The sequence below is a fragment of the Dyella sp. 2RAB6 genome (genome assembly GCF_052115385.1).
GTDB lineage: Bacteria > Pseudomonadota > Gammaproteobacteria > Xanthomonadales > Rhodanobacteraceae > Dyella_D.
In genome coordinates this window covers 126,808-148,553 of the sequence record NZ_JBFRGP010000002.1, presented here as the reverse complement: position 1 = coordinate 148,553, position 21,746 = coordinate 126,808, and the positions used below count along the sequence as shown (strand labels likewise).

The following is a 21,746-nucleotide window of genomic DNA, read 5'->3' as shown; positions in this document are numbered from 1 at the left end:
CGATCTCCGTCGTCAAAGTCAAAGAGTGGTCTTGCGCGGGTAATTGCCCAGCGCAGTGTTGTCGAGGCGCACCGGATTGAAATCGCTGCCTTCATCGCAGTCGTGCAGGGTGGCGCCCGGGTAGGTATTGCGCAGGCCGGCCAGCAGGATCGTCACCACCCATAGCCAGTAGGACGGCAAGGCATAGGCGGCGTAGCGTTCCTGCAGCAGCGCGGCGATCTTCGCTTGCGTGCCGGGTGTGAAGCTCAGGCCCGCGCACAGGCTCACCGCGGGTGCGGCGAACGGGGTCAGGTCTTCGAAGGCATGGCCCGCCGCGAGGTTGTCGTGCATCCAGGCGTAGTAGGCGCTGCCGTAGTCGGTGACGATGCGTCCGGCGCAGCCGCACAGTGCGGCCGCCGTGGCGTTGCTGCTCTGCACACCGGCGGACAGCAGCGCTTCCACCCGTTCGACCAGCCGCTCGTCGGTCCAGTCGATCGCCGCATTGGCGTCCAGCCAGGTGCGCCAGGCCGCTTCGAACCGCTCGAACTGCCACCCCTGGCTGGCGATCTCGGTGAAGCGCGTGGTCATCAACGCGCGCACCGCGTCCCACAGCGCGGCGGTGAACAGCGTCTTGTATTCGCCGTCCGCCGGTTGCGCGACGCCGCCGAACTGCGCACCGATCGCCGCCGCCAGCGCATCCTCGCGCAGGAAGCTGAGCTTCTTGTCGGCGAACCAGGCGGCGAACGCGGCGCCGAATTCGTCCAGGATCATATGCGCGTCGGCGCAGGCATCGTCGCTCGACGGCGGCGTGGCGTCCGCGGCCAGCCCCTGCGCCTGCAACAGGTCGGCCAGGTCTTCCACCACGCCATCGCAGGGGTTCTCGACATAGCCGTCGTTGCCCACCCAGCAGATCTTGGCCAGCAGATGCGCGGGCGTCTCGCGCTGGATGGTGCGGTCGGCGTAGCGGCGCAGGTCGAGGTTGTCGGTGTACTGCACGGTCCAGCCGGGCATCACATAGGTGAGCCGGAACGAGTACGGATCCGCGCTGCCGCAGGTCGAGCAGCCGTCTTCGCAACAGGCCGGATACAAGGCATCGCCGATGAACTTCGGACGCAGCAGGATGTGCTCGATCACCAGGGTGCGCGCGCCCGCGCTCCATGACAGCAGCGTCTCCTTCAGCGCCGTGGCCTCGGCGGCGCTGGCGAACGATGTAGCGCTGCGGCCGATCTCGGTCGATGCGGCATCTTCGAGCACCAGTGCGAACCTGCCGCCGGCGACGGAGGCGATCGTATAGGCCTCGTCGAGGATCATGCGGTCGAGCAGCAGGCGATACGCGCCCTCGCCTGCCTTGGCCGCGCTGTCGGCGGTCACGCTGACGGCGCCTTGCAACTGCAGCGTGCCGATGCCGTCGGCCAGCTGATAGTCGACCGGATAGGCGCTGCCCGCCGGCGCGCCGGCGGTCCACGCATAGCTCAGGTCCGGATAGCCCAGCAGCAGGTTGATGCGCTGCTTGATGCCCGGCTCGTTGCCCGGTGCATTCGGCTCGGTCTGGTAATCGAACGCCTTGGCGCGGTCGTGGCTCACCGCCGGATAGCGACGCAGGAAGGCGATCTTGTTGTCGATCAGCCGCGACTTCGCCACCGCGTCGCCGGCGGCCTGAGTCAGCAGCAGCGCGTATTCGCTGAACTGCTCGCCGAAGCGCGCGAGCAGGTGATCGAGGAAAGCGTTGCGGCGCGACTGGAACTCGGCCGGCGTTTCCACCAGCGCCTCGACCGCGGCGCGGGTGAGTTTCAGCGGGTCGGCGATCGTCGCCAGATCCTTGATCAGGCTGGCGTCGAAGGGCTTGACGAAATAGCTGCGCGCCACGGTGGGGTCGAGCGAGAACAGATCCGACGTATGCGCCAGCTGCGCCAGCGCATTGCCGAGCAGTTGCTCGAACACCAGCAGATAGGCCTTCAGGTTGCTCGCCTGCGCCTTGCGCGCCGGCAGCGCGCGCGGCGGCAGGCCGTCGGGGCCGATGCCGTACGCCAGCGGAAAGCTGTACTGCACCGGGAAGTAGTCGTCCGGCTGGCGGTACACGCCCGCCGGCACCGGCAGGTCGTTCGGCGCGCCGGGGTTCTTCGGGCGGTCGGCATCGCCGCGCAGCTGGTTGAGCGTATCCGTCGCTTCGTCGACGCGCGGCAGGAACGGCAGGCCGTCCTTGTAGAACAGGAAGCGCGACTGGTTCAGATACAGCCGCGGCTGGTGGCGCGGGCTGATCGCCAGCAGCCAGGCCGCGCTGGTCTTGCCGGGGTCATAGACCGGCTGGTCGTTGATCCAGGTCGGGTCGGCGGCGCCGGCGACGAGCTGGCCTTCGTCGTCGTACTTGGTCAGGCGCAGCTGGTTCACCGCCACCACGCCGTCGATATCCATCAGCAGGTGGACCATGTCGGAGGCGCGCAGCATCGCCTTGAGTTCGGCCGCGGCGAGGTCCGCGTCCTCGATAAAGCCATTGTCCAGCGCGGGGCCGTCGAAGATGTCCTCCACCGCCACGCCGCGGGCTTGCAGCTCCTGCAGGGTGCGGAACGGCACCGGCGGCGTCATGTACTGCTCCAGCGCGAACCAGATGCTCGCCTGCACGCGCTCGATATCGGCATCCGGCCGCACTTCCACGTCGGCGCAGACCGCTACGTCCTCGACCCCGGCATGGTCGATCAGGCAATAGTCCTCGCCCAGGTTGCGGTACTGCTGCAGCGCGGCCTTGGCGCCGGCCACCGCGGCCGCGGTGGCCTTGGCCTTCTTGCGATAGCGCAGCACGAAGCCGGCGGGCGTGGCATCGCTGAACAGCGTGCGCCAGGCCCCGGCGCTGACGGCGTCCTGCACGGCGCCGTCAGCGAACACGCGCAGTGCGGCGTTCTCGATATCGATCACCTCCGGCGAGCCGCTGAAGCCGATGCGCAGGCTGAGATAGAACACGCCGTTCCACTGCTGGCGCAGGTAGGCGTCGCGGTCGGCCGGATCCGGCAGGTCGAACACGTTATAGGTCTTGGTCGCGCCCAGCCGGGTCAGCTCGATGCTGAAGTCGGCGGGGTTGGCGAAGCTCGCGTCGTCGCTGAGGAAGCGCAGCCACGCATCGCGTTCCAGCAGCGCGATATCCGGGAAGCGCAGCTCCATCAGGATCGGATGCGCGCCGTCGCCATCGTGGAGCGCGCTGTTCTGCACCACGGTGCGGTCGTTGAGATCGCCCAGCTCCGGATCGTCGTCCAGCTCCAGCAGGGTTTCGTACAGGCCCAGCACCCAGGTTTCGCTGGCGGGGTTGGGCGGACTCGCGGGCTGGCCGTATTGCAACACCAGGTTGCCGGCGAGGTCGCAATACGCCCAGTAGCTGACTTCGCAGGCGCAGCTCTTGCACAGCACCCAGGCGTCGCTCACGCCGGGAAGGTCGATCAGCGTGCGGCGAACATCATTGACCGTGGCCGGGTTCACCGTGAGCACGTCGCGCGCGGTGAAGAAGGCCTGGTCGGGATACGGCTGCGCGGGATCGGCCGACGGCAGCGGCGGCGCGAGGATGTCCTCGATATCCCACTCGATGCGGTAACCCACGTCGGTGATCGCGTAGCACAGCGCTTCCAGGATGGTGATGCCCGGATCGTGGACGTTGTAGTCCGTCCACTGCTGATGGCCCGCCTGCTGGACGTGGCCGATGCCTTCGCGCCGCAGCTGGTAGTAATCCAGCGAGGGATCCACTGCGGGCTGCGCGGCGAGCGCCTGCGCGTTCATGGGCTGGAGGCTGTTCATGCGTCGCACCCGCAGCTTTCCGCCAGCGCCGGGTCCGGCGCGGGCTTGATGACGGTGATCTGGTGCTTGCTGGCCGGCGCCGAGACCAGGATCGAGACGGCGCGCGAGCCGACGGCTTCATCGAGATCGACGCCGCCCGGCGCCTGGCAAGGCAGGTCCTGGAACAGGCGGAAGTCGGTGACGTAGTCGACGCAGGCCTGCGTCTCCACGAAATGGATCAGCGCGGACTTGTAGATCTTGCCGCCGAACGAAGGCGTGCCGGTGCCGTCGAATGCCCACGGCGACAGGAAGCGCGTGATCGCCTGCTGCAACTGCACCGAGTAGTAAGCCTGGTCATAGCCATCGCGCAGCTTCACGGTGAAGGACACGCGCACTTCCTCGAATTGCGGATTCTTGACGTGCAGCTGCGCGAAGCCGCTGCTGCGCGCGCCGAGATAGGCCTGGATATCGGCCAGCACGCCCAGGCTCGTGTACGGCTTGAGCGGATCGCGCTGGACCTGCCCACGCAGGTTCGGCAGCGCCACCACGGTGACGTGGCCGGGCGCCAGCTCGCGGTAGATGCCGCCGCTGCACGGACTGCTGCCGCTGCTGTCGGCCGGCTCGTACTGCGTATGGTTGAGGCACTTCACCTTGTAGATCTGCGGGAAGGCTTCCAGCACCAGGCGCTCGTAGTCCCACAGGTCGATCGCGCGGTCCTTGTGGCGCAGGCGCTCGCTGATGCGCCGGTAGAAATCCGGCATGCGCTCGGCGCCGCGTCCGCCGAAGGACGGATACGGCTGGGTGATGCCCTTCACTGCCGCATCCGGCGCGGCGAGCTGGGACACCGTGCCCGGCGGCAGCGGCGCGGCCGAGAAGTCCGGCGCATTGCCCTGGTCGGCGAACACCGCCTGCAGTGCTTGCGCCGCGACCAGCTTGAGGCGGCAGACTGCGTCGCTGGCCTCGTGCACGGCGGCGCGGATCCAATACTGGCCGGCGGGCAACAGGCGATTGTCGGTGTTCGCATCGCGCGGCACGGCAAACGTGACGATGCCGGAATTGAGCAGGCCGCCGGTGGCGTCGACCACGGCGTTCTGCGGGAACGGCACCCACTGGTCGGCGACCAGGTACGACCAGTCGATATGCGGCACCGGCTTGGTCGCCAGCGGATTGGCCGTGCCATCCGCCACCTGGAACAGCAGCGACAGGTTCTGCGGCGGCAGCAGGCCGACGAGGCCGATATAGAACTCCGCTTCGCTGCCGAGCGTGGTATTGCCGCGCACGAAGGAGAACTGCGGCAGCAAGGACACGTTGCCGCCGCCGCACAGATACGGATGCCGTTCGGCGGTACCGAACGGCGCCAGATGGAAGAAGCGGCCGGCGCGCGACTGGAACGCGGCTTCAGTGGCGGTATCGAGCGCCAGCATCGTGGACGACTGGTACGACAGCGTCAGCGCCGCAGCCACCGGCCCCTGCGGTGGACGCGGCCCCGGATCGGTGGCGCTGGCGTCCTTGCGCAACCACGCGATCAACGCGGTCTGGTAGGCGTCCTGGCCGATGCCGCCATCCAGGCGCAGGCGCACATACCCCTGGCGCGCCTGCGTGCTGTACGGTTCGTCGGCTTCGACATCCGGCGCATCCAGCACGGTGCCGTTGGCCTTGTTGCCGAGGCTGACGTAGGTGTAGTCCGTGCTGTTGCCGAGCGCCACGGTGGACGCGCCCGAAGGCGTCCAGCTGCCGGCCTGCAGCAGGTCGGCGAGCACGTTCGGCATGCTCACCGAATACACCGCCGGATCGACCTGCCACTGCAGTTGCAGCGACAACCCATCGAGATGCTTCTGGAAAATCTCCTTGCAGCCGACCACCAGGCTGCTGCCCTTCACCGGCGAGGCGCCGAACGGCTGGAACGGCTTGGACAGGTCCAGCGGACCGGTATCGCTGGTGGCCGCCACGGTCTTGATGCCGCCGACCCAGGTGTAGAGCTCCAACGCGTTGAGCACCAGGCCCTGCATCTGCGCGTAGGCGTAATCGCGCTGGACGTCCTGCTTCAGCGTCACCAGCAGCAGCGGCAGGCCGGTGTCGAAGTTATAGCCCTGCGTCGCCGCGGCGTACGGGACGACGGACTCGTCCGCTCCGCTCAGGGCGACCCACAGATCCAGCGTCTTGCTGCTGCTGGCGGCGAAGTACAGCGGCTCGCGCGCCAACCAGCCCTTGGCGGTGCTGAACTGGCACAGCACGTCGTCGGACAGGTCGAAACCCGCCGGCAGCGCGTCGCGCAGCTGCAGGCGCAGGAATACATAGCGCGTACCTTCGGCCAGCAGCAGATGATGCGAGGCGACGGCGAAGCCGATCTGCGCCGGAGGCATGTCGATCGCCTGCAGCGCACCGTCCACATAGTCCTTGTTGAAGAACGGCTGCCAGGACAGGTCCGGCGAGGTCAGCGGCGCGCCCTGCCCGTCGTCGGAGTTGGCCACCGGCGAGGCGTACAGGCGACCCTGGTCGTCGTCGCCGGAAGTCAGCGGCTCGCCGCCATGGCGATACACCGTCTTGAGCGAGGTCACCACCGTCTTGTTGGCAACCAGATCGTCCAGGCTGGCGAAGAAGGCGGGCTTGCCGTTGGCGTCCTTGCCGGCCTTGAACGAAGTGCCTGGCGCGAAGTCGTACTGTGTCGCCTGCTTGCCCAGCTCGGCCAGCAGATGCACCTGGCCCGGCTGCGCCGGCCGCGGCTGCAGGCCAAGGATGGTGGCGTAGTAGAAATCCAGATGCCGCTGGGTCAGCCCGTTGCCGGCCTCCCTGGCATGCGTGAGCAGCTGCAGGAAGGCCAGATACAGCGCGTAGTGCGGCGCATGCGCGGAGACATTGGCCAGCGCATCGGCCAGACCCGCCTGCGCTTCGCTGGCGGTGCGCATCAGCACCTTCAGGAACAGGTCGAACACCGAGCGGAACAGGTTGTGCGTGGCGCAATGGTTGATACGCACGAACGGATCGGGCGCGCCGCCAGCGCCGTAGACCGAGTCGTCCGCGGCAATAGCGCCGACATAGCCAGCCCAGGCCGCACCGCCACTCCACGCACCGGACAGGCCGCCAGCCAGCACGTCGGCAAAGGCCTTGGCCGGATGCTGCAGCACGCGCAACGGCGGCACCGGCGCCACCGCGTTCACCACGCCGAGCGCCACGCCGCCCTTGTAGTAGGCGATCAGCCGCGCGAAGGCCGGCGCGAGCTGCGTCCGGACCAGGTTGTCGAGCGTGCCCTTGAGCGGCGTTTCATCCGCCAGCTTCTGCTGCAGGCCATCCAGCGCCTCGGCCAGCGCGCCGAGCGCGGCGTACAGATAACCCAGGCGATCCTGCAGTGCGCCGGCATCGCCGGCGTTGTCCATATCGTTGAGGAAATCGAACCATTCGCGCACGGTGGTCTTGTACGCATCGACGTCCTCGATCGCAGCAATTGCCAGCGGCACCGTCATGTCGCCGCCGAAGTAATCGCGCCAGTCGCCGGCCAGCGCATTCGCCGCGCTATAGCGGCTGAGCAGGCCGGCATAGGCCTGGGCGAACACGATGTCGTGCGCGACGGTGCGCGCATCCACCGGCGCCGCATCCGGCGCCAGCGCGGCCGGCGCGCGCTCGTCCTGGCTGGTGCCTTCGCGCACCAGCTTCAAGGGATCATCGTTATGGGAGCAGTCGTTGGCCATGACGTCAGCCGTTGTCCGGCAGCAGGTTGGTCGTGGTGAGATTGATGTCGGTGCCTTCGCGGATGTAGTACGGATAGACGAAGTTGAACCGCGAGTTGGCGGACTTCACCGTGTAGGCCACCTGGATCAGCACCAGGCCGTCGGCGATGCCGCTGTCGTCCAGGCTGACCTGGTCCAGCGTCACGCGCGGCTCGAAATACAGCACCGCCGATTCGATCTTGTCGGCGATCAGCGTCTTCATCCGCGTGTCCAGGCTTTCGAACAGCAGCTCGCTGAGATTGCAGCCGTAGGCCGGCTGCATCACCCGCTCGCCCGGCCGCGTGCTGAGCAGCACGTGCAGGCTCGAGGCGACGTCGGCTTCGTCCTCCAGCATGGCCACGCCCGGCACCGGTCCGCTGAAGTCAGGCGGGAACGACCAGCCGCGGCCGAGGAAATCGCGATCCATGGCGTCAGCCTCCGATCAGCACGGTGGGGCAGCCCGGCGCGCTGACCATGCCGCCGGCGCCGGTGGGATCGCCGATGCGCGCGGCTGGCAGGCCGCCGATCAGCACCGTCATGGAACCGAGCAGGATCACGTCCAGGCCGCAGCCATCACCCAGGCGCGCCGCCGGCATGCTGCCGATCAGCACCGTCGGTGCGCCCGGCGGCACGATCGGCACCGGTGCGCCGAACGTGGCGGAGCTGACGATCATGTCCGTTACCCTTGCCGCGAGTCCCATGGCCCTGTTCCGTCCCTTGCATCCATTGCCCAGCCGCGTCCATCGAAATGGACGCGGCCCCTTAGAGTCGCCCCCGCACCTCGCCGTCACCCCAGCGAAAGCTGGGGTCCAGCGCCTTTGAGGCGCTGGATTCCAGCTTTCGCTGGAATGACGGGTTCGAACGGTGGCGAGTTGCGTTTTCCATAGTTAGTTGATCTGCACGATCCCGCCCTTGATCACCGTGGTCGCGTCGCCGCTGATCTTGGTCTGTGCACCCGACAGCTCGACCGTGCCCGTGCCCGTGGCCTTGAACGCGCTCTTGGCGCTGAACTCGGTATTGGTGCCGGACAGCTTCACGTCCTTCTTGGCCTTGAACACCAGGTCCTTGGCGCTCTCGATGGTGATGCCGCTGCTGTCGAGGGTGATGCTGTTGCCGTTCTGGTCCTTCAGCACGATGCCCTTGGCGTCTTCGGACAGGCTGATCTTGTTGCCGGCCGGTGTTTCCAGGCCGATCACTTTCTTCTCGTCGTCGAACGTGAGCTTGAGTTTTTCGCGGCTGACGTAACCCTTGTGGTGGTTGTCGTCCTTGGCCGCTTCCGGCGCCGGATGCGCGCTGCTGTGGCACTGGCCCAGCACCACCGCGTAGCGCGGATCGTCGCCGAGGAAGCCGACGATCACTTCATCGCCGATCTCCGGACGGAAGTAGGTACCGCGGCCCTTGCCCGCGTCCAGCGTGGCCAGGCGCGCCCAGATGCCGTCTTCGCTGGTCGAGACCAGCGGCAGGCGGCATTTGATGCGGTCGTCGCCGGCCGGATCGCTCTCCAATTGGGTGACCACGCCGATCTGCAATCCGGCCACCGCAGGCAGCAGGCCGCTGGCCGGCAGCGGTCGCAGTTCGTAAGTCTCGGCGAACGTCTCCGGACCGAGGCCGAACTGCACGTCGGTTTCCCAATTGCCGCTGGCTACGGTCTGGCGCACGGCCGACACATACAACTTGCCCTGGAAGCGCTGGCCGATGCCGTCGATCTGCACCACCTGGCCCGGCTGCACGCCGGCGAAGCCCTGGCAGCGCGCGCGTCCGCGCAGCCGCGCCAGGCGCATGCGCTGCAGCCGCGCGTCGGCCCAGGCCTGCAGCTGGGCCTGGTCGAGCGCGCCGCCGTGGAACAGATCGTCGACATCGTCGCCCAGCACCTTGGCCAGGTCGGCCGCGGCGATATTGCCGGCCGACGGTGGCGCGGGCTCTGCAGCGTCCGCGTGGATCGCTTCCTGGTCGGCCGCCTTCCAGCTCAGCGCCTTGATGCCCTTGCTCTGCCAGCGCGCATCCATCTCCACGTCCAGCTCCAGCACGGTGGAGCCGTAGAGCAACTGCAGCACCGGCGAGCCGCTGAACTTCGGCTTGGCCACCGAGACCTTGTCGTCGCCCACCAGCACCACCTGCCCGTTCGCCTCGGCCCGGCACAGCAGGAAATCCCAGTCGGTGGCGTCGTACTGCACCACCTCTTTCAGATCAGGCTTGGTCGCCTCGACATCGTTGGCCAGCCCGTGTGCATCGAGCAAGGCGCCGGCGATGTCGCTGTCCTTCTGGTCGACGAAATACTTGCTCTTGCGCGCAGCGGTCATCTTCACCGCGTCGGCATAGCAGTCCACGCTCAGCGTGCTGCCGTTCTTGCGCACCTTCAGGCGCTGCTTGACCACCGTGCCCTTGAACACCGTGGTGTTCTGCGAGCGGTAGCCGAACTGGATCTCGATGCTCTTGCCCGGCGCGAACAGGTCGCCGTCGCTGGCCGGGAAGCCGCCCTTGGACGCTTCGCCGTCGTCGATCTGCAACACCGCCGACGGGATCCGGTTCAACTCGCGCGTGACCGTCACCGACTGCACGTGCAGGGTGCCGGGCAAGGCCTGGCCGCCGATCAGGATCTCGACGGTGCAGACATCCGGAGTCGCCGGAGTCGGGACGCTGGACGGGTCGCTCACGTGCCGCCTCCCGTCTGCGTGGTCTTGGCGATCGGTGGAAAGCGCAGGGTCATCCCCGGCGTCAACCGGCGGAAGTTGGTCAAGCCGTTACGGTCGGCCACCTGCAGGTAGTAACGCGGGTCGCCATAGATCTGCTGGCACAGCAGCGGCAGCGTGTCGCCCAGCTTCACCCGCCGTACGTGGGTCAGGTCCGGCGATTGCTTGTTCTCCTTGGCCGCGCGCTTTTCCTCTTCGATGCTGCTCTTGAAGTTCACCTTGGCGGTGGCGCGGATCGGCGTGCCGTCGGACTTGAACAGCTTGTAGACGATGTCGACCGAAGTGACGCGGCCCTTGAAGATCGAGTTCTGGCCCCACACCAGCTTGAAATGCCGCGGCTCGTGCGCGTCGCCCTGGTACTCGATCACCACCTTCATGAAACGCGCGAGGTCGTCGACGATCGAATCGCGCGGCTCGCCGTCGATGATGCCGGTGTTGTCGAACAGGAATTCGAAAGCCATCTCCGCCGGCTCGGTGTACTCGTACTTCAGCTGCTTGCCGCTGCTGCCCTGCCCTTGCCCGCCCTCGGAGAACTTCAGCTTGTAGGAAAGCGTGTAGGTCTCCGGATTGATCAAGGCCTCGTAGGAGTCGTCAGCCTCGGCCACCCCGCCGTTCTCCGCGGACTTGGAGTCCGCGAAAGCGAGGATCAGCATCTTGCCGTGCTTGCCGGAGTCGGCCATCAGCGTTCCTTCCGCGCCTGGAGCAGTTCGAACACCTGCTCGACGCACTCGGCCACCAGTTCGTCCTTGCCCGCCGCCTGGCCGGCCGCCGCGGCCTGCTTGGCGGCGCCGCCGGACGCACCGGCTGCCGCGGGCGGCTTGCCCGAGACGGCGACACGGATGTGCAGTTCCTTGATCTCGACCGGCATGTCCGATGGCCCGATGCAATGAAGCGGGGATGGATGAGAGCTACTTCGCGTCCTGCAGGCTGAAGTAGCGGTATGACAGCTCCATGGTTTCGATCACCACGCTGTTTTCGTTGGCGTTGAGATCGCTGATCAACCACTTCTTCGGAATCGCGTGCGCCACGTTCCAGGTGCGCAGCGATTGCCCCTGCTCGTTCATCAGGATCACGTTGATGTCGGCGGGCTTGAATTCACGGTCGCGGAACGCCGCCGTGAACCAGTCCAGCACCGCCGAACCCATCAGCATGCCGCGCTTGAGCACCAGGTCCGCGTACTTGGTGCGGACCGGCAGCTTGTGCTCGAAGCGATTCTCGCCGCCTTCCTTGAAGCTCTCGAAGTCGTACTCCACTGACAGGCCCGAGACCGTCTGGAAGCGCGCGTCGGCCGCGGACGCGGGCTTGTCGTCGAGCATGAACTCGACCTTGTAGTAGAAGCTCCAGGGCGGGTAGTAATCGCTCATGGCGGTCAGACGTCGATATGGCTCAGGCCCTCGTGAGCGATTTCGACGCTCTCGATGGCGATCTCGTTGGCGTCGGACTTCAGGTCGGGCGCGGTGACCTTCAGCGGGAAGCAGCGCGAGGCTTTCCATGCCGCCACTGGCTGATGCTTTTCGTTGAGCAGGCGGATGATCACGTCGCGGCGCTTGTTGGCGCGGTCGTCGGCCACGTCTTCGAACCAGGTGTTGAAGTCGACGTCCTTCTCGAACTTGCCGCGCTTGAGCACCAGCGCCGCGGTCTTCTGCAGGCCGGGCTGGGCGATCTTGTGGAAGTCCTGGCTATCGCTGTGGCGGTACTCGATCTTCTCGCGCTCCATCACCAGGCCGGTGACTTCGGTGAAACTGATCATGGTGCCGCCCCAGTCCACCTGGAAGTGGAATCGCGGCAGGGGATAGGCTTGCTGGCTCATGGCTCAACTCCTTGAAAGCAACGTCATCGAGGGCGATGGTTAAGCCCCTCTCCCACCGGGAGAGGGGTTGGGGTGAGGGTTCGGGCGGAGTGGTGAGTTGCGCTCCGGCCGGACCCTCATCCGGCTGCCGCCACCTTCTCTCCCACGGGGACTACCTTCGGGTCGCCGGAGGGAGAAGGACGCCAGTCCTGAAGCTCGACTCAAGAAACGGGCATCGTCTGCACGAAGCGCAGCACGATGAATTCGGCCGGCCGCACCGGGCACAGCCCCACCACCACCACCATGCGGCCTTCGAGCACATCGAGCGCCGTCATGGTGCTGCCCAGGCCGACCTGCACCGAGAACGCATCGGAAGCCTTGGCGCCCATCAACGCGCCCTGGCGCCACAGCGAGGTGAGGAAGTTCTCGATCATGCCCTTCACCTTGACCCAGGTATTGGCGTCGTTCGGCTCGAACACGAACTGGCGGGTGGCGCGGCGGATCGATTCCTCGGCGAAGATGCAGAAACGGCGCACGTTGACGTAGCGCCACTCGTTGTCGTTGCCGGCCAGCGTGCGCGCGCCCCAGACCAGGGTGCCCAGGCCGGTGAACGCGCGGATCGCGTTGACCGACTTGCCGCTGGTGCTGTCCACGTTCATGGTGTCCTGCGCGCCGCCGTCGATGGTGATGGTCGGCTGGATCGCATCGGACACGCTCAGGTTGGCCGGCGCTTTCCACACGCCGCGCGCGTTGTCCACCGCGGCATAGATGCCGGCCATGGCGCCGGCGGGCGGCAGCTTGCAGGCCAGCTTGTTGATGGCGCCGATGGCGACGTTGTAGGACTGGTTGTCGGTGGCCTCCAGCGCGCTGAGCTTGGAGGTGTTGACGCCGACCGTCACGTCGGTCTGGGTGTCGTCGTAGGCGAAGCGCACCGTGGTTTCCAGGTTCGGCGCATAGGCCGCACCGTACTTGAGGTTGTTGGCCGGCGTGCCGTTGTCGCGGAAGTTCTTCACCGCGGTGCCGATGTCGGCACCGGCGTCGTTGAGCGATACCGCGCCGCCGTGCGCGTCCATGATCAGGAAGCGGTTCTGCAGCGCGGCGCACTGCTGCAGCGCCTGGTCGTACAGGGTCTTGCAGTCGGCGATGGCCAGGTACTGCGCCTCCGGGAACACCAGCAGGGTCGGCTCGTCTTCCTTGCCCACCGCGGTGAGGCCCTTCTCCAGCTCGGTGAGGTCCAGCGCCTTGTAGTTGGCGACCGAGCAGATGTAGCAAGGGCCGCCGCCGTTATCGAAGTACAGGCGCAGCGCGTACCACATCAGGTGCGCGGAGCGGTCCGCTTCGGCCAGGCTGGCCAGCGCGTTGACGCTGCCGTCCGTGGCGGTGGTGATGGCGACCTTGATCTTCGCCTCCGGATCGGCGCCGCCGAAGTACTTCTCGTACTCGACCATCGACGTGATGCGCAGCGGCTTCAGCGTGAGATCGCCGGCCGCGTTCTGCGCCGCCTGCTGGGTGTAGCCGATAAAGGCGGGAATCGCCGTGGCGACGCCGGCCACCGACGGCGGCAGCGCCGAGATTTCTTCAACGTAGACGCCAGGTGTGTTGTAGGCCATGACCGTGAACTCCCTCGTTCCGCGAGCTGGTTGATTTGAAAACTAGATGTAGATCTCCGAGACGAGCTGCGTGACGCGCGCGCCGCTCATCTGCGCCTTCACGATGCCCCGCGAAGGCTTCTGCCGGGTTCCCGCATTGCCGAAGAAGGTCAGCGGCAGCGGTTGCGGTTCGGTCGCGTCGAGCGCGCCGGTCCGCTTGTCGAGATAGGTCCACCAGGTGGACCGGTTCTTCAGACGCACTTCGTAGACGGTGGCGGGCGCTTTCGGCGCGCCCGTGCCGTCGACGAAGCTGAAGTCGTCGTCGCTCGCCCGCACCGCGGTGAGCGTGATCAGGGCGAACACGTCGTCCGGCACGTCGTCGCCCAACTGCACGCCGCGCGCCGGTGCGCCCACTACACCGGCCGGCGGCGCGATCGGGGGCACGTCGCCCTGGTGCAGGAACACCGGCAGGTCGGCGGCGGAGCTGCCCAGCTGCTGGGTGGCCGCGCCGGGGTTGTCGCTGGTCAGCTGCAGCAGCGCGCCGCCGGACAGCACCAGCGCTTCCACCGCGTCGCTGGCGGCAGGCGCCGGGTAATCGCGCGACAGGAACAGCACCGGACCGGCGCCGAGATTGCGCTTGGCGCCGGTGAGGTTGGACAGCACCGGCACGTCCGCCTTGTAGCGGTAGACCACGCGGGTGGGCGACAGGTCGGCAGGATCGGCGGCGGCCTGGATCGCCTGCGCGCGGAAAGTCAGCGCGGTGTAGTCCAGGCATTCGCCGCCGGCGATCGAGACGGCGAAGGAGAACGTGGCATTCGCATCGAAGGTGGCTTCGCTCGGCGCGGCGACCACGAAGCCCTGCCCCGTCGGCATGAACAGGCAGCGCAGTCCGCTCAATTGCTTGAGCGTGGACGGCGTCGGCACCACCCGCAGCAGCGGGCGCACGTCGTAGCCGAGCAGGCGCGCAGCCTGCAGGTCGGCCGGCAGCGTATCGAAGCGCTGGCCGCCGTCGTCCAGCCAGTAGTGGTGCAGCAAGCGCACTTCGAACAGGCGGCGGTAGGCAGTGGTCGCGTGTTCGCTCATCTCAACCCACCAGGCCGATCTGGCTGAGGGACGGCGCGGCGGTGTTGCCGGCCAGCTCGGTGATCAGGCCGGCCTCGGCCTGGGTTGCGCGCAGCTGCATTTCCAGCAGCCGCAGCGTGTACAGCGCGAACGGATACTGCTTGCCGCCCAGCGTGCCCCACAAATGGTTCACCTCTTCCATGGTCGGCGAGTAAATGTCGAAGATCAGCTTGAAGGTCTCCAGCTGGTCCAGCGCATTGGTCGGCGCATTGGTCACCAGCGAGGCCGGCGCCACCGAGTTCTGATCGAACACGTTGGCGAACTGGAAGAACTTGATGGTGCGCGAGAGCAGCAGCAGCGCATTGGTGTAGCTGGTGTGCGTGGCCACCACCATGATGTGGAAGTTCAGGAACACCGCGGGGTTCTGGTATTGCACGCGCAGGGTGGCGTCGTTGCGCACCGGCTGGACCAGGTTCTTGAGCGTCTTCTCCTCGCGGATATTGATCATCGAGAAGGCCAGCACGTCGCGCGGAATCGAACCCGGGCTGCCGGCGCCGCCGCCCACGCCCTCGGCGATATTGCCCAGGCGCACCTGCGGCGACACCGCCGGCACGCCGTAGGTGTCGGACAGGTGCCGCTCCAGCTCATTGGCGACGATCGTCAATGCATGCGACAGCATGTTGCCCCCTCGCGAATGGCCCCGCCCTTCCCAGGACGCAGGCCAGCCCGTGCGCGGCGCCTGGCGCCACGCTGCTCAAGAAACCGAAACGCTGACCCGACGCTTACAGCCGCGAACGAACGCGACCACCTGGCGCAATGCCCGGCAGCGTCGATGGGTCGGATAACTCGATGGCCGCCATATAAGGCGACGGCCGGCCGCTTTCCTTGGTCACGCTCACGCCGTATCTCCCTGTCGATCTGCGCGTAGCTCAGCGATCAGTGGCCGGGCGGTACGTGGCCGTGACGATCGCGTCATCCCTAGTCGCCTTCGTGCTCGAAGGCTGTCGCAGACTCTGCGTGGTGGGTGGCGATGCGCACAATCTGCCTTCCGGAGTAAGGGGAGGACTACAGCAGGGTCGGGAGATGGGTGGATGCAGCGGCGTGCGCGGCATGCGCCGGGCGGATGTACGGGTGCGCGGTCGAAGCGGTAATTCCAGAGTTATTTGTGCAAATCGATGGCTTCTCGAACAGCGTCGAGAGCTGTCACGAAACAGCCACATCGATGCCTTCCCGAAGATTCCTGTGATGCTCATCGCAGATACGCACTGGCGGCGAACGGGATAGGCCGAAAGTGCGATTGCTTGATCGGCGTGATTGGCAGGTGTGCTTCGTACAAGACGTGTGAACGCCCGACTCGTCATTCCGGCGCAGGCCGGAATCCAGTAGCGAGACGCCTGATTTTCGCGATGACGCGAAAACCGGGCCTTGGCTCTACTGGATTCCGGCCTGCGCCGGAATGACGAGTAAGGATATCGGCGCACCAAAGGCCTATCAGTGCAGATGCCTCAGCTTGTCCGGATTGCGCATCACATAGATCGCCGCCACCTTGCCATCCTCGATCAGCAGCGCCGTGGTCTGCAGCTCGCCATCCGCCTCCCGCGTGACAAAACCCGGCAAGCCGTTGACGAAGCCCATGCGCACGAGCTGCGAGGGATGCTCGCGCAGGACGGCCACCACACGCCCGTAGATCTCCAGCACCGCGACCGATCCGAGTACCGGCTCGAGGAACGCCGGGCGCTTGCCGCCACTGTCGGCATAGGCGTGGACGTCCGCCGTCAGCAAGGCGCCCAGGGCCTGCACGTCGCCGCTGCGGGTGGCCTGGAAGAACGCCTCCGCCAGCGCCAGCCCATGCCGGCGCTCCACCTTGAAACGCGGCCTCGCCTCGCGCACATGCACGCGCGCCCGCGCCGCGAGCTGGCGACAGGCTGCGACATCGCGCTGGATCGCCTCAGCCACCTGGCTGAACTCAAGGCCGAAGACGTCGTGCAGCAGGAAGGCGGCACGTTCCAGCGGCGACAGGCGTTCCAGCACCAGCATCAGCGGCAGGGTGACGTCCTCCACCGCTTCCTCTTCCAGCACCGGGTCGGGCAGCCACGGGCCGATATAGGTCTCGCGCTGGCGGTGCGCGGACTTCAGCAGGTCCAGGCACAGGCGCGTGACCGTGCGGCACAGATAGGCCTCCGGTTCACGCACCTCGCCCCGGTCGGCCTTCATCCAGCGGATGAAGGCCTCCTGCACCATGTCCTCGGCATCCGCGACGGAGCCGAGCATGTGGTAGGCCACGCGCAACAGCTTCGGGCGCAGCGGCGCGAAGCTGTTGCGGGCTTGCTGCAGCACCGCCTCGTCCATCAGGCGGCCGCGGCGCGCGCCGACGCCCTGACCTCGGCCGCCTCGGCGAACACGCCGAAACCGACGGCAAGGCGGTTCCAGCCGCCGATGATGTTGACGATCACGCTGAGCTTCACCTGCTCCTCCTCGCTGAAATGGGCCTTGAGCGCCGTGTAGGCCTGCTCGGGATCGGCACCTTCGGACAAGCGTGCCAGCACCTCGGCCCAGCCCAGCGCCGCGCGTTCCCGCTCGCTGTAGCAAGGCGCATCGCGCCAGGCGGCGACGAGGAACAGGCGCTGCTCGCTCTCACCCTTCTCGCGCGCTTCGGCAAAGTGCAGATTGAGACAATGCGCGCAGCCGTTGATCTGCGAAACACGGATCTGCACGAGTTCGGACAGGCCCGGCTCCAGGCTGGCGGATGCGGCCAGGGCGATCATCGCCTTCTGGTATTCCTTCAGCAGCACGGGCGCGGCGGTGACGAGGTTGAGCCTGGGGGTCTTGCTGGACATGGGCGGGGTCTCCTGTGTTGGTCCCGAAGCTGGGACGAGACAGGGGCCGCGGATGTGACATGCCCTCCCCGCTATCGGGCGCCGCGCTTGGTCGCGGCCTTGGCGACTGCAGCCTTGGCGACCGCGCGCTTGGCGGGTTTCGCCTTGGCTGGCTTCGCGGCCTCCTTTGCCGCGACTTTCCGCGCCGGCGCGGCCTTCCTGGCGGACACCGCCTTTCTGGCGGGCACGGCCTAACCAGGTGCTGCTCAACCCCTGGTCCACCTATCCGGGCGCGCCGATCGCCGGCGCCACCATTCCCACCGTGGGTACGCCGCAGCCGATGGTGCCCGAGGCGTGGGTGCGGACCTTCAAGAACATCCCCTCGACGGAACGCTGGGAGCCGGTCGCGCTGCGCCAGTACAAGGAAGGCTGAGCAAACCGTTCCAGGCCCGCGGGAGCAGCCCAGCCAGGGCTGCTCTCCTCACCTCCTTCCGCTTGACGAACCCCCTGCCCTGGACCTAACTTCCACCCCGCTGGTGGTTCCCATCCTTTCATCGCGATGAAAGGATGGATTAAAAGGGAAGCCGGTGCGGCCTTACGGCCAATTCCGGCGCTGCCCCGCAGCGGTGTGTGGAAACGACCCTCGTCAGAAGCACTGGCCTTGTGAAACCGGCCGGGAAGCGGCGAGCAGTAGGCGAGGCGTTCGCGCCTCTCGTCCACGAGCCCGAAGACCTGCCCCGGCCGGGAAGCGCGAGCTTCCCGCTTGACCTGGAGCTTCCGCGGGGAAGCGGCTGGGGCTGCGCGCCATGGTTTTGCCGTGGCCGTTCGCTCCTGCGCGACCTTGCGCCAGCCCGGTTCGCCCGCGGGGGCGAAGGTCGCGCGCGTATCCGCGAAACACTCGCGGCTGCGCGGTTCCTTCGTTCCTCATTCACCACGAATCGAGGAGTGCAGCATGACCACCGTTACCAATCTCGGCTTCCCGCGCATGGGTGCGCGGCGCGAGCTCAAGCAAGCCCTGGAAGCCTACTGGCGCGACGCGGCGCTACGGCCGCAACTGCTGGACAGCGCGCGCCAACTGCGCGAGCGCCATTGGCAACTGCAGCGCGAAGCCGGCGCGCACGTGGTGCCGTGCAACGACTTCTCGCTGTACGACCACGTGCTCGACACGGCCTTCCTGTTCGACGCGATTCCCGCACGCTACCGCGCCCTGGCCGATGCCGACCCGCTGGCCGGCTACTTCGCCATGGCCCGCGGCACGCAGCGCGAGGGTCTGGACCTGCACGCGCTGGAAATGACCAAGTGGTTCGACACCAACTACCACTACATCGTCCCCGAGCTGCAGGCCGGACAGGCGTTCCGCCTGCGCCACGACAAACCCGTCGCGGAGTTCCTCGAGGCGAAAGCGCTCGGCCATGCGGCGCGGCCGGTGCTGCTGGGGCCGGTCAGCTTCCTGCTGCTGTCCAAGACCACCGACGGCAGCGATCGCCTCGCCCTGCTCGACCGCCTGCTGGGTATCTACACCGAACTGCTGGGCAAGCTGCACGAGGCCGGCGCCGAATGGGTGCAGATCGACGAGCCCTGCCTGGTGCTCGATCTGGACCACGACGATGCCACCGCCTACCGCACGGCCTACGCGGCGCTGGCCCGCGCCGCGCGGCCGAAACTGCTGCTGGCCACCTACTTCGGCGCGCTCGGCGACAACCTGCGGTTGGCGCACGAATTGCCGGTCGACGGCCTGCATGTCGACCTGGTGCGCGCGCCCGCCCAACTCGATGCCGTGCTGGAAACGCTGCCGGCGGAACGCGTGCTGTCGCTCGGCGTAGTGGACGGCCGCAACGTGTGGCGTGCTGACCTGGACCGGGCCATGGCCATCACGCGCGTGGCGATCGAACGCCTCGGCAAGCAGCGCGTGTGGCTGGCGCCGTCCTGCTCGCTGCTGCACGTGCCGGTCGACGCCACGCTGGAGAAAGCGCTGCCGTCGGACGTGCACGCCTGGCTGGCCTTCGCGCGGCAGAAGATCGAGGAACTGCGCACGGTGGCGGACATGTGCAAGGGCGTGGTCACCGCCTACCCGGCCCTGGAACGGGCACGCGAGCTGGTCGCCGCGCGCAAGGGCTCGACCAAGGTGCACCGGCTGCAGGTGGCGCAACGCCTGGCCAACCTGGACGCCGCGGCCGCGCACCGCCGTTCCACCTACGCCTTCCGCCGCGCCAAGCAGCAGCGGCGCTTCGACCTGCCGCTGTTCCCGACCACCACGATCGGTTCCTTCCCGCAAACCAAGGAAGTGCGCGAGGCGCGCGCCCGCTACAAGTCGGGCCAGCTGTCCGCGGCGGACTACGATGAACTGATCGCCACCCAGACCGCCGAGTGCGTGCGCTTCCAGGAAGAGATCGGCATCGACGTGCCGGTGCACGGCGAGTTCGAACGCAACGACATGGTGGAATACTTCGGCGAACAGCTCGACGGCTTCGTCTTCACCAAGCACGGCTGGGTGCAAAGTTACGGCTCGCGCTGCGTCAAGCCGCCGGTCATCTACGGCGACGTGCAGCGGCCGGCACCGATGACCGTGCGCTGGTCCACCTATGCGCAATCGCTCACCCAGCGGCCGATGAAGGGCATGCTGACCGGCCCGGTCACCGTGCTGCAGTGGTCCTTCGTGCGCGACGACCAGCCGCGCGCCACCACCTGCCGCCAGTTGGCGCTGGCCCTGCGCGACGAAGTGCTGGATCTGGAAGCGGCCGGCATCCGCATCATCCAGATCGACGAGCCGGCGCTGCGCGAAGGCCTGCCGCTGCGCCGCGCGGACTGGGCCGGCTATCTGGCCTGGGCGGTGGAGAGCTTCCGCCTCGCCGCCGCCGGCGTCGCCGACGACACGCAGATCCACACCCATATGTGCTACTCGGAGTTCAACGACATCATCGAGGCCGTGGCCGCGATGGATGCCGACGTGATCTCGATCGAGACCTCGCGCTCGCGCATGGAACTGCTCGATGCCTTCGTGCGCTTCCGCTATCCCAACGAGATCGGCCCCGGTGTCTACGACATCCATTCGCCGCGCGTGCCGGACGTGGCGGAGATGGTCGGGTTGCTGGAGAAGGCCAGCGAGGTGCTCAGTCCGGAGCAGTTGTGGGTGAATCCCGATTGCGGCTTGAAGACGCGTGGCTGGGATGAAACGCGCAAGGCGTTGGTGGCGCTGGTGGAGGCGGCGCGCGTCATGCGTGAGCGGGTGATGGCGGCGGTGTGACGATGGCGAGGAACGCCAGCTGTACGCCTGGCGTTCCTTGCAGCCGGAAGCTCAGCTCCCGGCCGGCGCAGCCAGCCGCTGCATCCACGCACCGAGCTGTGCTTCCCCTTCTTCGTCCAGCTTGCCGGTCAACTCGCCATACCATCGGCAGATGTCCACCGCCGGCAGGCTGGCCTGGAGGATGGGCAAGCTGCGCTCGAGAAAACCCGGGAAAAATGGAATGCCGCGCGTCCACAGAAAGTGCGAATCGGTGATGCGCACGTGGGCATAGACGTCGCGCACCCAGCTCAGATGCGGCAACGCCTCGGCCTGAAGACCACGCTGATCGAGTGCGGAGATGAAGTTGGTGCGCGCAGTGACGGGTGAAAGCTCGCTCGACTCCTGGTTGATCTCGTCGAACTTCATCAGCCACGCCTCGCCGCGATGCACCTCGCCGCACATCACCGAGGTGGTGGCCAGTTGCAGGGCGTTATGCGCGCTCGGTTCCTGCTGAAACAGTGCCAGCCAGTACGGAAAAGCCTCCAGATAGCGCTGCTGCGCCGAACGCGCCAGCGCGCACAGACGATTGGCATCCGCGAACTGATCGACATAGGGGCTGGCGATGGCGACGGCCTCGTCATGGCGGCCGTCCTGGTGGGCCTTCAGGGCCGGAGCGAGCTCCGCGACGATATCGCCGCCTTCCTGCGCCTCGCTGTTCGACGCCGCAGGCGCGGGCGCATCGGTATCGCGGGATTTCTTGCCGAACAGCTTGTCCAACAGGCCCATCGCACTTGCTCCTTGTGAGTGAAGAAAGATTTCCTGTGTGCGGCATTGTCGTGCATGTCCGGATAAATCCCCAGCCCTGCCGGCTGCTCCAAGACCTGCTGCGACCTCTCCTCATGCGCCATCCCGGCGCAGGCCAGAATCCAGTGGCGATGCGCTGGATGAAAATGCGTCGGCGCAAGATGGGCCCTTGGGCTGCACGGCGACAATCGCGCCTTGACGCCACTGGATCCCGGCCTGCGCCGGGATGACGAGCCATGCGCGATTGCCCCAGCTTCGCCCCAATCCATGCACGTTCCAGCCGCAGGCATAGTGAGCGCTCGGTTTATCGTTTCGACTTCAAGACATGCCCCAC

17 protein-coding genes and 1 riboswitch are annotated in these 21,746 nt (G+C 67.0%); of the genes, 2 read left to right on the top strand and 15 right to left on the bottom strand.

Features of this window, described 5'->3' with window-relative positions; genetic code table 11:
- Positions 1-18: 18 nt before the first annotated feature.
- The 14 genes from AB4083_RS04695 to AB4083_RS04630 all read right to left on the bottom strand — a co-directional run bounded on the left by AB4083_RS04695 (position 19) and on the right by AB4083_RS04630 (position 17,406).
- On the bottom strand, positions 19-3,756 hold the full coding sequence (locus AB4083_RS04695) for a hypothetical protein (RefSeq protein ID WP_441606595.1): 3,738 nt from the start codon (positions 3,754-3,756) through the stop codon (positions 19-21).
- Positions 3,753-7,421: a baseplate J/gp47 family protein gene (locus tag AB4083_RS04690; protein ID WP_441606594.1), complete on the bottom strand. Its 3,669-nt coding sequence runs from the start codon at positions 7,419-7,421 to the stop codon at positions 3,753-3,755. Before AB4083_RS04690 ends, AB4083_RS04695 begins: the two co-directional genes overlap by 4 nt.
- A 4-nt stretch (positions 7,422-7,425) precedes the next feature.
- A complete protein-coding gene (locus AB4083_RS04685) occupies positions 7,426-7,866 on the bottom strand; it encodes a GPW/gp25 family protein (protein ID WP_441606593.1) in 441 nt (146 codons plus the stop codon).
- Positions 7,867-7,870: 4 nt separating this feature from the next.
- Entirely contained in the window at positions 7,871-8,140 is a 270-nt protein-coding gene (locus AB4083_RS04680; RefSeq protein ID WP_441606592.1) for a PAAR domain-containing protein, read from the bottom strand.
- A 186-nt stretch (positions 8,141-8,326) separates the two neighbouring features.
- Entirely contained in the window at positions 8,327-10,093 is a 1,767-nt protein-coding gene (gene vgrG, locus AB4083_RS04675) for a type VI secretion system tip protein VgrG (RefSeq protein WP_441606591.1), read from the bottom strand.
- On the bottom strand, positions 10,090-10,809 hold the full coding sequence (locus tag AB4083_RS04670; protein ID WP_441606590.1) for a CIS tube protein: 720 nt from the start codon (positions 10,807-10,809) through the stop codon (positions 10,090-10,092). The genes vgrG and AB4083_RS04670 overlap by 4 nt, the downstream gene beginning before the upstream one ends.
- Positions 10,809-10,997, bottom strand: a complete 189-nt coding sequence (locus AB4083_RS04665; RefSeq protein ID WP_441606589.1) for a DUF5908 family protein — start codon at positions 10,995-10,997, stop codon at positions 10,809-10,811. Before AB4083_RS04665 ends, AB4083_RS04670 begins: the two co-directional genes overlap by 1 nt.
- A 40-nt stretch (positions 10,998-11,037) precedes the next feature.
- Positions 11,038-11,493 (bottom strand): phage tail protein, encoded by a 456-nt coding sequence (locus AB4083_RS04660; protein WP_441606588.1) that lies wholly within the window; start codon positions 11,491-11,493, stop codon positions 11,038-11,040.
- Positions 11,494-11,498: 5 nt separating this feature from the next.
- Positions 11,499-11,939, bottom strand: coding sequence for a phage tail protein (locus AB4083_RS04655; RefSeq protein WP_026636669.1), 441 nt, complete (start codon positions 11,937-11,939; stop codon positions 11,499-11,501).
- A gap of 200 nt (positions 11,940-12,139) precedes the next feature.
- A complete protein-coding gene (locus AB4083_RS04650) occupies positions 12,140-13,528 on the bottom strand; it encodes a phage tail sheath family protein (protein WP_441606587.1) in 1,389 nt (462 codons plus the stop codon).
- Between the two features lie 42 nt (positions 13,529-13,570).
- Positions 13,571-14,590: a hypothetical protein gene (locus tag AB4083_RS04645; RefSeq protein ID WP_441606586.1), complete on the bottom strand. Its 1,020-nt coding sequence runs from the start codon at positions 14,588-14,590 to the stop codon at positions 13,571-13,573.
- A 1-nt stretch (position 14,591) separates the two neighbouring features.
- Positions 14,592-15,248, bottom strand: a complete 657-nt coding sequence (locus AB4083_RS04640) for a DUF4255 domain-containing protein (RefSeq protein WP_441606585.1) — start codon at positions 15,246-15,248, stop codon at positions 14,592-14,594.
- 812 nt (positions 15,249-16,060) lie between these two features.
- Positions 16,061-16,906 (bottom strand): sigma-70 family RNA polymerase sigma factor, encoded by an 846-nt coding sequence (locus AB4083_RS04635; protein WP_441606584.1) that lies wholly within the window; start codon positions 16,904-16,906, stop codon positions 16,061-16,063.
- 11 nt (positions 16,907-16,917) lie between these two features.
- Positions 16,918-17,406, bottom strand: coding sequence for a carboxymuconolactone decarboxylase family protein (locus AB4083_RS04630; RefSeq protein WP_441606583.1), 489 nt, complete (start codon positions 17,404-17,406; stop codon positions 16,918-16,920).
- 238 nt (positions 17,407-17,644) lie between these two features.
- Between AB4083_RS04630 and AB4083_RS04625 the strand changes: the two genes are divergently transcribed.
- Together AB4083_RS04625 and metE are read left to right on the top strand one after the other, a co-directional pair.
- Positions 17,645-17,818, top strand: coding sequence for a hypothetical protein (locus AB4083_RS04625; RefSeq protein WP_441606582.1), 174 nt, complete (start codon positions 17,645-17,647; stop codon positions 17,816-17,818).
- A gap of 86 nt (positions 17,819-17,904) precedes the next feature.
- Positions 17,905-18,139, top strand: a riboswitch (cobalamin riboswitch).
- Between the two features lie 198 nt (positions 18,140-18,337).
- Positions 18,338-20,629, top strand: coding sequence for a 5-methyltetrahydropteroyltriglutamate--homocysteine S-methyltransferase (gene metE, locus AB4083_RS04620; RefSeq protein ID WP_441606581.1), 2,292 nt, complete (start codon positions 18,338-18,340; stop codon positions 20,627-20,629).
- Positions 20,630-20,680: 51 nt separating this feature from the next.
- Here metE and AB4083_RS04615 read toward each other — a convergent pair whose 3' ends face one another.
- A complete protein-coding gene (locus tag AB4083_RS04615; protein WP_441606580.1) occupies positions 20,681-21,394 on the bottom strand; it encodes a hypothetical protein in 714 nt (237 codons plus the stop codon).
- Positions 21,395-21,746 lie beyond the last annotated feature (352 nt).